Genomic DNA, 12,753 nt, shown 5'->3' on the forward strand with positions numbered 1-12,753 from the left:
GCCGAGTACGAGGCACTACACACGATGACCCAGCCGGTCACCGTATCCCCGAAAACCAGCTAACCAACTCTCCATCAAACCCGGGGCTTGACACAACGCAGGTCATCCTCGCGACGCTGCGGTACACGCCAGTACCGGTGCCCGCTTGTGGCCTCTTGTCATCCAGTCGCGGTGGCGTGCCGGAAGGGTCGACAGGATCTGGCGATGACCGGATCATCTCGCTCCGGAGCGCGTCGACCGCGGTCAATAGTCGAGGCGGATGGCCGTGTTGGTGATGCCGCTGTATATCGTGCCGACCTGCAATGCTGGGTCGCCGAACAGCTGAGCCTCGCCGCGGTAGACAGCGATGACGGTCTCCTCGCCTCGCCACCAGGTGTTGGACACGCCGGCGACTTCCGGGAACTGTTCCATCGCGGAGAGGTCCAGGCCGTCCACCGCCGTGCCGTGGACCGTCGTAATGTGAGGCGCCCAGAAAGTTGCCGAATGGGCCAACGCAAGCGACTCAACCCAACCAGCGACCGAGTCGTGCAGCACGGCCCTGCCGCGGCCGTCCTCGATGGCAAACTCGCCGCGCGGGCCAATGCAGAACGAGTACCCCATGGAGCAACGCTGGTCCCCTGCGTCGAACCACCATTCGCCGGTGGTGTCGATCTCAGGCTTGTCGCTGCGAAATATCTTTGGCCCGCCGTCGTAGCGCGGTGCCGGTGGGAGTAGCAGCCCACCCCACTGCGTTTCGAACGCTGCCATCTGTTGAACGACGGGGGCTGGGATGCCGCGCGTCTGCCAATTTCCGCGGACGGCGTCGCTCATCCCGCCATCGAGACGATGTCCGTGGACATCGACAAAATAGCGCGCGCGTCTGGTCATCTGTACCGGTATGAGGCATCTCCTCAACAGTGAGTTGGTCTGGGCAGTCAACGCTGCGCACGTGTGAACCGTTCGGCAACGACGTTACGGCATGTCCGGTACGACTCCCCACATCCGCTCACACCGCTGATCGTGCGCAGGGTTCCAGCCGCCGGTCACGCAGTGCGGTAGCGGCCGGGGCCCTACTGCATGGCGGTGGCAGGCGGGTGTTCGTAGGATTCCGGGCAGCGAAAGACATACAAGGCGTAGCCGCGGCCGATTGACACGTCGGTGGGGTTGGACGAGACGTCCGGCGGCTCCTCCATCGGCCTCCAACTGCCACCTGTTCCGTGCCATTCGCTGGAGTCGGCGGTGAACAGCAGTGTCATCGCGGTGCCGCACTCAGCGCAGTTCATCGGATGCGGGTCGGTCAGCGACCAGTTCGCGAAACCACCCACCTTCCAGCCGGGCGCCAGGGACAAGTCGTACTGGTAGCTGCGCCCGGCGTCCTTTTCGTCGTCCGCGTGGTCCCCGCCCTGGGCTTCGTCCTGCCACGCGGTGATCCGGGCGCCGAGGTCCACCGGCAGCAGGCCGCTGTACTGGTACTCGCGGATCTGCTCTGGATGCACGACACATGGAGTCGGCAGGTAGGCGCCGCTCACGACAGTCGGCTCAGGGGCCACGTTCAGGGGCCACGTCACGTCGGCGCTGCGCCGCCAGTACAGCCGCACCCTCGGGTTGTAACCCTCTTCCGGGTGGTCGAGGGGGCACCACAGCACCTGCAGCAGGTCAGCGTCGTCTGGGCCGGTGAAGTCGGGGATGTCCCGGCGGTACAGCTGCGCCACCGGTACCAGAGGGACCAACTCGTCGATGAGATCCTTCGGCTCGGAGAAGTCGTAGCGCGGCAGCTCCGCCTGCTCCTCGTTGGTCAGCTCGTACCGAGTGCCGCCGGCAGCCGCCCGAGCCTGCGCCGCCGCGTAGATCTCCCGGCTGCGACGGACCGTCGCCGGCGTCCGGAGATGGAAGACGTAATGACCATCCCCGTCCGTGCACACCGGCCAGGGCTCATCAGCCGGCCACAGCAGCGGACCGCCGACCGAACTGTCGGCGGTCGTGGGCCTGCCGGGCCGGGGATGCAGCCGAGTGGCCGTTGCCGCATACTCGGCCAGCTCCGGGAACAGTTCCGTGAGGTCCACCCAGCGCGGAGGCGTCGTGCGAGTCATGGCGAGGATCGTAGGGCGCCACACCATGTGGACGAAAAGTCGGACCGCGAGCAGTTCAGTCACCGTTCAGACATCCGCACACGCCGCTGCGCGAGCGTGGTGATCCGGCTGGCCTCGTCACCGAAGGTAAGTGCCCGGCGAGGCCGGGGCCTCCGCTCGTGCCGATGAGCGAACGTCCGACCTAACCACCATGTTGCCGCTGGTCACCGTGCGCTGCGGCGTCGTGTCCGGCACTTGGATCGTCCGCAAGAAGGGCCAGAACTTCGGCATCGCGCTAGCGTCAGGCGCCTGAGTCGCACGCACCGACTCGCCTCCGGCCAGCATCCGCTCATGCCGCCGTTGGTGCGTGGCGCCAACCGTTGCCGCCGCAGAGGGTGACCGCCTCAGCGAGATCAAGGCGCGCTGTCCTGCCGATGAGCGCTCGCGCGATCATGGGTGCGCCGGCTGGTCAGCAGAAGGCGATGGCCGATCCGGTCGCAATGGATAGGTCGGCGGCGCGAAGGAGCCGCAAGCAGCAGTACGCCTCGACGCCGTAGCGCTGCCATCCGTCGGTCGGCGCCTCTCCACAGATCGCTTCGAACACTTCCTCAGAATCGTGAGAAGGTCTTCGACGTCGTCGCGGTCAACGTCGTCGGGGAGCGACCGTCTGCCGATGACCTCGATGAACACCGACCGATGATAAGCGGTGCCGTCCTACCCGCCGGCCCGTCAAGCGCCGGTCCAGGGCAAGCCGATCGGCGGCAGATCCGGACGTTGCCGACCATGTGGATGGTGAATCGGCTTGGTTGGTGCGGCATGCTGGCGTGGTGGTCGACGATGCGATAGCACGGGTGTGAGCTGGGCGAATGGTGGATCGTCGGGATCGGGTGGCCGGTGGTTTGTTGGGCGTCCACGCCGGGGACGCGCTCGGTGCGACTGTGGAGTTCTCTTCCTGGGCGAGTATCCGCGACCGGTATCCCGACGGGCTGCGCGACGTCGTGGGGGGCGGTCCGTTCGGCTGGTCGCCGGGTGATGCGACCGATGACACCGATCTGACGCGGGCTGTGCTGCTGGCCTACCTGTCGCCGGGTGAGGACGTGGTGCGTGCCGCCGCGGACAACATGGTTGCCTGGCTGCGGGGTGAGTGGCCCGGCCGGCGGCCCGGCGCGGAGCCACGTGACATCGGCGGTGCCACCCGTGCCGGCCTGGTGCGGTATCTGCAGACCGGTGACCCCCGTGCCAGTGGCGCCGGCCTGGGCCGGGCCGACAATGGGTCGCTGATGCGCTGCATCCCGACCGCGCTCGCGGTCACCGACCAGAGCCGCAGGATCCGGGAGTCGATGGAGATCTCAGCCATCACCCACGACGACCCACGCTGCACCGTGGCCTGCGCGGCATACAACGAGATCGCCGCTGCGCTGCTGGCCGGGGCCGCGCCGGACGCCGCCGTCATGGTCGGGCAGGCGGTCGCGACACGGTTGATCCAGCCCGCGGCCGTCGAGGCCATCGGTTACGGTCGGCAGTTACGACCGGCGATGCTGGCCGTCACCGGGCAGACGTTTCTCGCCGATGATGCGGCCGGCTACGTCCTGGACTCGCTGAGCCTGGCCGTCGCCGCGGTCCTGGACGCACGCCCGCTGGTCGAAGTCTTGGTCGACATCGTCCGGATCGGCAACGACACCGACACCAACGCCGCCATCGCGGGCGGGCTGCTCGGTGTCCGGGACGGCGCATCCGCCATCCCCACCGAATGGCTGTCGTTGCTGCAGTTCGCCGACGAGTTCATCACCGCCGCCGATGCACTCCGCAGCCAGTAACGGTCCTGCGGCAAGAAGTGATGACGACCGCCGCGCGGGTCGCGGCATGTGCGGATGCGCCGTGACGGATGCTGCTGGCACGATCGGGGCATGGGGTTGAACATGATCGTCGGCGTGCTTGCTGATGACGACGGCAACTACGCCGAGATGGTACGGAAGGACTTCGCGGCAATCCGTGAGCTGCTGATGCGCGAAGGTGCGGGGACCTGGAACGAGCCGACCGCGATCACAACTTCGGAGTTCGAGATGTCGGGCTACTCGGGCCTGCACATGGTCCGTCGCCTCGCCGTGCATCTCGCGGTGGATGGCCGCCTGCCCGAGCCTTTGGCGGAGGGACACAAGGCGACCGACGATACGCTGTTGAGGCAGGTCTACGCCGTCCTGCCATCCGAGAGCCCTGGTCCGTTCGACCATTTGGTTCACCATTCCGACTGCGAGGGTTACTACGTTCCCGCCGAGTTCGAACGAGTCATCGTGGACGAGAAAGTCCGTGGCGGCTACCTCGGCTCGTCAGTCCGTCTCCTGGCGGAAACCCGTCGCATCGCTCAGGCGATCGGCCTGCCAGAGGATCTGGACCCCGATCAACGTGCCGATGGCGTGAGCGGCCGGCCGAGTTGAGTGCACGGGGGTATCTCTGCCCGATTGGCTGTTCGTAGGCTGGGCGGGTGGTTGATGCCGATCATGTTCGGTTAGGGCGGATCGCCGGCAAGCTCGCGGCGGCGCGTGCCATGCCCGTGCCGCCGAAGGCGTTCGGAGTAGAAGCGCACGGGTTCGTGCTCGGGGCGCCGTTGCCCGAGGCCGTGGTGGCCGAGTTCGAGAAACGGCACGAGGTCACGCTTCCGCCGGCGTTTCGGTTGTTCGTCACCGAGTTGGGCAACGGCGGTGCCGGGCCGGGCTACGGGCTGTGCCGCCTCGCCCCCTCGTGCTGTGTGTATCGCCGGTCGGTGCACCTGGCTCGGCCCAGTCCGTACCTGCCGGGCCCCCGATACTTCGGTGACTGGGTGCAGCGGTACGAGGACCCGCCGGGCACGGGTGGGAGCTTCCTTCGGGGTACGTTGGAGGTCGCCCATCATGGGTGTTCCCTCGGCACCCGGTTGGTCGTGACGGGACCGGCGCGGGGACGGCTGTTCAACCTCGACACCGAAGGACCCATCGGCCCGTACGTGGTCGAGGACGCCGACTTCCTGGCCTGGTACGAGCGGTGGCTGGACGAGGCTGTCGCCGGGTACGACGTCGGCTGGTTCGGTGAGCGGCTCCCGCTGGAGGAACCCGAGTTGGTCGCTGCGCTCACCGGTGATCCGTCGCCGGAGCGGCGGGCCCGGGCCGGGGAATCACTGCTGCAGCTCCCAGCGATACGCGACAGCTCCTGGACTGCACTGGCCGACACCATGACGACCGACATCGACGCCACCGTGCGCGCCGAACTGTTGGGCATGCTGAAAAGGAAAGGGGACAAGCACCAGCGCAGGCTGGACGACGCCGAGGCGATCGCGGATGACATCGCGCGGTACGCCAGGTCGTGTACCCCGCCGGACCTCACAGCACTCAGCGACCTGCGCAGACTCACCTTTGCCGACGTGCTGGCGGAACTGTCGAGCCACGACCTCGAGCAACGCCGCCGGGCGGCGTATCTGGCCCAACAGCCCTGGCGGTTCAGCGAGGAGAACCTGTCGCAGGGCGTGCTCAACGACGTGGCGAGCGGACTTCTGGGCGACCCGGACGCGTTCCTTCGTTCATACGGCGTCGCCATGGTCGACTGCTTCGGTCTTGCCCACCTTCATCCCCGGCTGCGCGAACTGCAGCAGACGGAGACCGACCCCTGGGTCCAGTCCCACCTCACACGGTGCCTCGCCGAGCGGCCGCCCTCCACCTCGGACGGCTCCTCGACTCAAGCCGGAGAGGACTGGCTCGACCCCCCATTCTGACGCACGCGTCTCTCGCGCTGAACCGGCGAGCGCAGAAACGCGTAACCACCGTCCTGATCGTCCGTCAGGACTGCTTGATCAGGTGCGCTGTCATGCCGCCGGTCGCGCGCGGCATGTGCACGATGACCGTCGGGCGGGCGTCGTCGCTGCAGCCCACTCCCAGTGGTCCGCCCAGGTCCACGGCAGGGGGCCGTGCCGCTTCGGATCGGACGCGGAATGGCCGGGTCGGTATACGCAAGCAGCGGCCGGGCAGCCCTTGCTCGCTACGGGCCAGTCAGTACCGGATGATATCGACGTGACCCCCTACTGGCAGGTACTGCTTACCGCGGCCGCTGGAGTCGTGGCAACTCTTACCGGCGTTGTCGCTGGTGGCGTCGTCAGCCGTCGGGCCACGCGCTCGCAGTGGTCCCACGAGACGCACCTGACGGCTTGCACGACGCTGCTCGGGCGATACGCCTCGACTTATCGGGCCGTACGTCAGCGGGCCGAGGCTGGCGTCGAGCCGGTTGATTGGGCCGCTTGGCATCAAGGGCTGCATTTGGTCCTGTTAACCGCGGCTCCCCAGCTTGTCCAACGGGTGTTGGCCGTCGATGAGCAATTCTGGCGGATTAGCGTCGCCAGCGCTGGCGACGCTGTGCCGCTTGAACGGTGGCTGGAGCTGCGCCAGCCGATCGACCGAGCGTACTTGGACATGGTCAACTCCATGCGCGCGGAGTTGCTGCTCGCCCCGGCCCCGTTGCCAAAGGCAGACGGCCGGCCGGATGACAACGACCCGGTGTGGCGACTCGACCCGCGGCGTTCGGCGTAGGCAGGTGCTGGATGCGCAACGACGAAGTTCATCAAGCCGCGGACCCGTTCGTCTGTTTCGGTAGCCAGTACTGGTCCGCACCCACAGATGCGAACGTGGCCAATAGCGGATGCACGCTTCCGCGAAGAGCGCGCTGTATGCGGCTGTAGTCAGCTCGGCAGGCCTCTCGGCAGAGAGGCGAGCATCAGCTGTTGGACACGTGGACGAAGAGGTCGGCGAGCGGGGTGGCGTCCAGGTCGGCCGCGATCTCCACAATCACCGATGAGGCTCTGTCGGCGGCGACGGAGTAGCCGCTGAGGAGCCGGCCGTCCGGCCAGTCCCACGCGTCGGGCGTGTGGGTGACGAACGCCGGCGGTCTGTCCCCAGCGGCGATGGGCTCGGCCGCATTCGCCGACAGAAACTGTTCGACACACCCGCGCGACGCCGACATCCGCATCAGCATGTCAGCTTCGCCGAAGAGGTTGCCGAAGTACCAGTACCTCACCCCGCGCTCGCCGCACTCCGGCAGCATCAGATGCGCCCAGTCCAGCGCGCTGTTGAGCGTGATGTGGTCGCTGTCCGGGTACTGTCGCGGGTCGTACACGCGGCGCCACAGCACGACCACCGTCGTCGCCACGATGGCCATCGCGAGCACGGTGAGACCGGCGATCCAGCGGCGCACAAACGAGATCTTTCCCGCGATCACCGCCGCGTGCAAGCGCGCTGCGCCGTGCTGCCCACCTGCTTGATCACGTGCGCGCTCATGCCGCTGGTTCGGCGCGGCCTCGGACCATGGTTGTGACAGTGAGTGATAGGGCTCTGGCGACGCGGACGCTTCCTGTCGTGTCGATGTGTGGAAAGTCGATCTTTGTTGTGGTCAGACTTCGAATGAAAGTCTTCGCCTTGCCGCTGGCCGCCTTCGCAGCACCGCAACGGGAGGCAGATCCAGTCGAGGCGAAGCCCCTGTGAGTTGAATGGACAGCTCCTGGGGACCCTGGCGATCCGCGAGGCCATCGGTGTGCCGGAGGCCGCCGAGGTGCGCCTCGGGGCTCGGCGCCCCGAACTCGACTCACGCTCGCGGTGCGTCGATGACGCGCACGGAGTATCGCGTCGACAGTAGTCCGCTGTCCTCGTATATGACCGCGAGCCGGGTGCCGTCGGCGTTGAACGCGGCGTCCCAGTAGTCGCCCGCTACCAACGGCTGGAACTTCCCGCGTTGTACTCGCCATAGGCCACGCTTGCCGTCGACCTTACCGACGACCACGATCCGGTCGCCGTGCACCGTCATGCCCGTGGCTCCATACACGCCCCGGGCCAGGGTCGAGGTCTCGCCCTGGGGGTCGTACCGGCACACGCTGAACGTCAGCGTCGGCTCCGGCGCATCGGTGCCGCACTGCGGGGTCAGGTAGACGATCGAGCCGTCGTCGGCCACGGCGGGGGATCGCTGATCGGGGTCGTCGGTGAGGCAGATGCCGGACGTGCCAAGCTGTGCGCGCAGCCCGCCGTTCGCGCACGAGTGCGACGAAAAGTAGACCGTGTCAGAGCGCTGCGACCAGGAGACGCCGACGCCGGCCACGTCCAGCTCGGCGATGGTCACCGACGGCCCGCCGCCGACGTTCCACCGTACGAGCCGGATGTTCTCCGGGCCGCAGGAGACGACCAGCCCCAGTTCGTGGTTGCTGATCGGCACCGGTCCGCCCGGAAGATGCCCGGGTTCGTACGCCGCCGGGCAGTTCGGATGGTCGATCTTCACCGCCTCCGGCTGGCCGCCGGCGCGGACCCGCATGAGCTCCGGTGGTGTATCGGAGTCGTCCTGCCAGCCGGCCAGATAGTAGACCGTGTCACCGACCCAGACCGGGTCGGCGTAATCCTGCTCAACCGACGAGACGAGCTCGTCGCCACGCTCACCAGCGGAGCAGCCGCCGACACCCACGGCCACCGCAACAACGGCCGCTGGCCATAGGCACTTCGCGACGACAGATCGGACGATCTTCACCCGCCCATCTTCGATGGCGGCCCTTGGTTCCCGCTGCCCCTGTAGGAGCGGGGGCAGGAGGTAGGCGGTGGTGATGGTGGTGTCCGTCAGGTCGTGGTCAAGGCGGTCGACGCGCGGCACGACAAGCACGAGCGCGGACTGGCGACCTTGGCGTCCTGTTCGGCCGCTGTCGGCGCGTTCGCGGCTTGATCGCGTTTCCGGACATGCCGCAGGGCTCGCGCGGCCGCCGACATGGAGATCGTCACGCTTCGTGGCGGCGGTCCGGCGCGTTGAACCACGGCCGCAGCGCTCGATCGTGCCGAATTGAGGGCATCGAATCATGGCGAGGTTCAGGCACGTTGGATGGTCTGGGCCGCAGCCATGACTTCGCTCAGCTGCTCGCTGCTGAGCCGCCGCGCCTGCCAGGCCAGCGCGGCGATCTCCGCGCTCGCCGGGTGTGCTTTCGCATCCTCGACGACCGGCCCGACTCCGGTCAGCGCGACTACGTCGCCGGGCCGGTAGCCGAGTAGGTATGCGAACGCCGTCACGTACTGCGGGGTGATCACAACCCTGCCAGAGCCCAGTCCCGCGACGGTGGAGTCGGAGACGTATGGGCCGTCGCCGACCGCCTGGAGAATCCTCGCGTTGTACGGACGGATGTTGCGGTTGCGGGGCAGGCGCAGCAGCAGCGCTCCGGGGGTGTCCGGGTAGTCGTCGGCCGGCGCGGATCCGGTACGCGGCTGCACTGGCAGCGACCTGACCAGCGCCTCCAGCCGGCTGCGCTGGTCGGTGTCCATCCGGATCGCGTGTTGAACGATCGAACCCACGTTCCACGACGACGTCGGCCAGGCCGAGGCGAGGTCGTCCGGCACCGGCAGCCCAGCGATGACGAACAGGTCGGCGGTGTGGATACCGAGCGCTGGTGCCAGTTTCCCGACGAGGTCTGGCTCGGCACCGCACCGTCCTTGACGACGGCAGCGAGCTCCACGGTGGACACACCAGCATCCCGGGCCAGAACGGCTTGCATCTGCTCGATCGACAAGTCGACCGTCGGCCGACGGTGCGACAGCAGGCGCCACAGCCGCACGCCGAACGGTGAATTCCCCACGACATGCGACCGTACCGCTCGATGGTCCTGCTTGCCTGCCCCGCCGGCCAACGACCCGAACCGAGGCATGCAGCTGGGCCGCACCACTTGATCACGTGCACGCACATGCCGCTGTCCGAGCGCGCCGCCCGGTAGAGGGCTGTCAACGTCGTGAGCCGGCTGGGTCAGCCCGGCGCTCTTTCGGTGCGTGGGCGTGACACGACGACGGGCCGCTATTGTCCACTGGGTGCGTGTGCAGCTTGACGGGAACCAGATCCGCTCCGAGGCCGATTTCCACCGGCACCTGGCGGGACTTCTGGACTTCGGCACCTACTACGGGCACAACTTGGACGCGTTGTGGGACCGGCTGACCACCGATGTTCCGCGTCCCGTTCATCTGACCTGGACCGCAGCACGGATGAGCCGTTCGGCCATGGGAAGAACCGCGTTCAATCGAATCGAAGGCATCCTTCGCGCGGCGGCCGATCAGGACGCCGCCCGGGGTCGGACCGACCGCTTCACCTACGAACTCACGTAGCCCCGTCCAGGTCGTTTCGCGCACCGGCATCCTCATCTGCCGCGACGCGTGCGGGTCCTGACTCAGGCGTGTGAGTCGACCGCGGGGAGTATGAGGTCGTGGGGCCACTCCTGGTGTAGCACACGGTCGAGCTGCGGATGGCTGGAGCTGTCGCAGTACGGTGTTTCGTCCGCGTTGCGGACCACGGTCTGGACCGGTGCGCTGAGCTGTCGACGACGGGCGAAAACTGGATCTGGCCCACTTTGGTTGATCGAAGTTAGTCCCTCTCATCTCGAGCGTGAGTCCACTGTGTACAGTGCTGCCGGTGCGATGATCATTGCCTTGAGGTGTTGTTGCCGCAGTTGGCCCGGGTGACGATCGAGCGGGTCGAGAGCGGTACGGCTGAGCTGCAGGTCTGGGCGCGTCCGAAGGCGGATGGCGCCGCCTGTCCGGGGTGCGGCGCGCACAGTCGGCGGGTGCACCGCCGCTACCGTCGTCGGCTTGCCGATCTGGCGGCGGGTGGCCGTGCGGTGGTCCTCGTCCTGCGGGTTCGGGTGTTCGTGTGCCAGGACCGGACCTGCCCGGTACGGCGGTTCGCCGAACAGGTCGACGGCCTGACCGCGCCGCACGCCCGGGTCAGCGGCGGCATGCGGGGCGTCCTGGAGGCGATCGGGCTGGCGCTCGCGGGCCGTGCGGGAGCGCGGCTGGCGGCCCGGTTGGGTCTGCCGACCAGCCGGAACACGGTGCTGCGGCGGGTCCGCCGGCTGCCGGACCCGCCGCCGGCGGCGGTCCGGGTCCTTGGCGTGGACGACTTCGCGATCCGCCGCGGGCACGTCTACGGCACGGTGCTCATCGACATGGACACCCGCCAGCCGATCGACGTGCTGCCCGACCGGGACGCCGGCACCCTCGCCGCCTGGCTGCAGGCCCACCCGGGAGTCGCCGTGATCTGCCGGGACCGGGCCGGGGCATACGCTGACGGCGCCCGCACCGGAGCCCCGGACGCGATCCAGGTCGCGGACCGCTTCCACCTGTGGAAGAACCTGGCCGAACACGTCGAGAAAGCCGTCGCCCGCCACCACGGATGCCTGACCGAACCGCCCCGCCCCGCACCGCAGCCCGCCGAACCCCTGCCTGACCTGGACCAGCTCGCGCACGCCGCGGCCGAGCAGCAGGCCGGACGCAGCCGGCTGGCTGAACGCACCCGGCAGCGTTACGCCCAGGTCCACACGCTGCTCGCCCAAGGCGTGGGCATCAAGGCCATCGGGCGTGAGCTCGGCCTGGCCCGGGAGACGGTCCGCCGCTTCGCCCGCGCCGACACCGTGGAGGAACTGCTGGCCACCGCCCGCATCGGCAGCAGACCCAGCATCCTCGACGCGTTCACCGAGCACCTGCACCAACGCTGGAACGACGGCTGCACCTCCGCGAAACAGCTGTTCGCCGAGGTCCAGGCACTGGGCTACCGCGGCACCTACGCCACGCTGCGCAGCTAACTACGCCCGTTCCGCACCGCCGGTGCAGCACCGCCACGCACGGCACGGCCGCCGAAGGTCCGCCACATCACCAACTGGATCCTGCGCCGCTACACCGACCTGACACCCGACGAACAGCACAAACTCAACGACATCCGCAGCCGCTGCCCGCACCTGGACGCCCTCACCACCCACGTCGCAGCATTCGGCGACATGCTCACCAGCCGGCACGGCCACCACCTCGACGCCTGGATCGCCGCCGTCCAGGCCGACGACCTGCCCGAACTGCACTCCTACGCCAACGGCCTCCAACGCGACTACGACGCCGTCCGCAACGGCCTCACCCTGCCGCACAGCTCCGGCGCCGTCGAAGGCCACGTCAACCGCATCAAAATGATCAAGAGGCAGATGTTCGGCCGCGCCAAACTCGACCTCCTCCGCAAACGAGTCCTCCTCGCCCACTGACCACCGACCAGAGACCAACTTCAATCAACCAAAGTGGGCCAGATCCAGATTTCGAGCGTCCTTGACATGAGCAGCCCCCACGGTGAGATGGCGTTGGCGAGCCATCCCGCCATCCGCAGGTCCTGGTATTCAGGCTCCCACCAGGTAGCAAAGACGGACTGAAGGTCGGCGGGGTCGATCGCAATCCAGACGCCGAACGTGATGGTGTGCCCGCCGGTCAGCCTGACTGGAAGCAGTGCGCGGACAAAGGTGCCGACATCAGGAACCTGCATCATGACCGACTCGTAAGCGTTGACATGGCTCATCCAGGTGCCCGACGTCCGTTCCTGCTCAGGTGTGTCGAGCACCGGGTCGGGCAACGTGAAGCGCACATGGCGATTGTGCTCGACGAGGGGCCGGCCGCAGGAAAAGCACTCAGGACTCACGAGGCGAGTGTCTCAAAGGCAAACCTGCGTCAACCGTCCGGCCGGCGACGGCGTCCGCTTCTGCCGCTGTTACGGCGCGGAGACCATCGTGCGTCTGTCACCTGGCGTAGCCAGCCGATGGTGGCGCAACCATCCTGCTTTGCCGAATTGTGCGCACCCGATCATGTGGGCGCGAACGGTCCTACAATCCTGCCGATGCCGGCTCGAAGGTTAGGTTCGGCGGGCGGCCCGGTCA

Annotated in this window: 13 protein-coding genes; 7 read left to right on the top strand and 6 right to left on the bottom strand. The window is 67.8% G+C overall.

What is annotated here, in order from left to right; genetic code table 11:
• Nucleotides 1-243: 243 nt before the first annotated feature.
• Nucleotides 244-867 carry a hypothetical protein gene (locus tag AB0H83_RS50405; protein WP_360110706.1) on the bottom strand — a complete coding sequence of 208 codons (624 nt, stop codon included), beginning with the start codon at nucleotides 865-867 and terminating at the stop codon, nucleotides 244-246.
• 182 nt (nucleotides 868-1,049) lie between these two features.
• A complete protein-coding gene (locus tag AB0H83_RS50410) occupies nucleotides 1,050-2,132 on the bottom strand; it encodes a hypothetical protein (RefSeq protein WP_360110708.1) in 1,083 nt (360 codons plus the stop codon).
• A 782-nt stretch (nucleotides 2,133-2,914) separates the two neighbouring features.
• Here AB0H83_RS50410 and AB0H83_RS50415 point away from each other — a divergent pair.
• The 4 genes from AB0H83_RS50415 (at nucleotide 2,915) to AB0H83_RS50430 (ending at nucleotide 6,598) form a co-directional block, all read left to right on the top strand.
• Entirely contained in the window at nucleotides 2,915-3,865 is a 951-nt protein-coding gene (locus AB0H83_RS50415; RefSeq protein ID WP_360110711.1) for an ADP-ribosylglycohydrolase family protein, read from the top strand.
• 90 nt (nucleotides 3,866-3,955) lie between these two features.
• Complete coding sequence (locus AB0H83_RS50420) at nucleotides 3,956-4,483, top strand: hypothetical protein (protein WP_360110714.1); 528 nt, start codon at nucleotides 3,956-3,958, stop codon at nucleotides 4,481-4,483.
• A 47-nt stretch (nucleotides 4,484-4,530) separates the two neighbouring features.
• Nucleotides 4,531-5,790, top strand: coding sequence for a hypothetical protein (locus AB0H83_RS50425; RefSeq protein ID WP_360110717.1), 1,260 nt, complete (start codon nucleotides 4,531-4,533; stop codon nucleotides 5,788-5,790).
• 295 nt (nucleotides 5,791-6,085) lie between these two features.
• The gene (locus AB0H83_RS50430; protein WP_360110720.1) at nucleotides 6,086-6,598 is read left to right on the top strand and encodes a hypothetical protein; all 513 of its coding nucleotides are present in this window, start codon (nucleotides 6,086-6,088) and stop codon (nucleotides 6,596-6,598) included.
• A 184-nt stretch (nucleotides 6,599-6,782) separates the two neighbouring features.
• On the opposite strand, the gene AB0H83_RS50435 is transcribed toward AB0H83_RS50430, so the two are convergent.
• The 3 genes from AB0H83_RS50435 to AB0H83_RS50445 form a co-directional block, all read right to left on the bottom strand.
• The gene (locus AB0H83_RS50435; protein ID WP_360110723.1) at nucleotides 6,783-7,295 is read right to left on the bottom strand and encodes a hypothetical protein; all 513 of its coding nucleotides are present in this window, start codon (nucleotides 7,293-7,295) and stop codon (nucleotides 6,783-6,785) included.
• 351 nt (nucleotides 7,296-7,646) lie between these two features.
• The gene (locus AB0H83_RS50440) at nucleotides 7,647-8,516 is read right to left on the bottom strand and encodes a hypothetical protein (RefSeq protein ID WP_360110726.1); all 870 of its coding nucleotides are present in this window, start codon (nucleotides 8,514-8,516) and stop codon (nucleotides 7,647-7,649) included.
• A gap of 386 nt (nucleotides 8,517-8,902) precedes the next feature.
• Nucleotides 8,903-9,349, bottom strand: a complete 447-nt coding sequence (locus AB0H83_RS50445; protein WP_360110729.1) for a hypothetical protein — start codon at nucleotides 9,347-9,349, stop codon at nucleotides 8,903-8,905.
• A gap of 537 nt (nucleotides 9,350-9,886) precedes the next feature.
• Here AB0H83_RS50445 and AB0H83_RS50450 point away from each other — a divergent pair.
• The 3 genes from AB0H83_RS50450 (at nucleotide 9,887) to AB0H83_RS50460 (ending at nucleotide 12,093) form a co-directional block, all read left to right on the top strand.
• Nucleotides 9,887-10,177, top strand: a complete 291-nt coding sequence (locus tag AB0H83_RS50450) for a barstar family protein (RefSeq protein WP_360110732.1) — start codon at nucleotides 9,887-9,889, stop codon at nucleotides 10,175-10,177.
• 350 nt (nucleotides 10,178-10,527) lie between these two features.
• Nucleotides 10,528-11,649, top strand: a complete 1,122-nt coding sequence (locus AB0H83_RS50455) for an ISL3 family transposase (RefSeq protein WP_360110735.1) — start codon at nucleotides 10,528-10,530, stop codon at nucleotides 11,647-11,649.
• 66 nt (nucleotides 11,650-11,715) lie between these two features.
• Entirely contained in the window at nucleotides 11,716-12,093 is a 378-nt protein-coding gene (locus tag AB0H83_RS50460; protein ID WP_360110741.1) for a transposase, read from the top strand.
• A gap of 20 nt (nucleotides 12,094-12,113) precedes the next feature.
• Here AB0H83_RS50460 and AB0H83_RS50465 read toward each other — a convergent pair whose 3' ends face one another.
• On the bottom strand, nucleotides 12,114-12,518 hold the full coding sequence (locus tag AB0H83_RS50465) for a DUF2199 domain-containing protein (protein ID WP_360110738.1): 405 nt from the start codon (nucleotides 12,516-12,518) through the stop codon (nucleotides 12,114-12,116).
• Between the last annotated feature and the right edge of the window lie 235 nt (nucleotides 12,519-12,753).

The organism is Dactylosporangium sp. NPDC050688 (assembly GCF_040654515.1).
Classification (GTDB): Bacteria; Actinomycetota; Actinomycetes; order Mycobacteriales; family Micromonosporaceae; genus Dactylosporangium.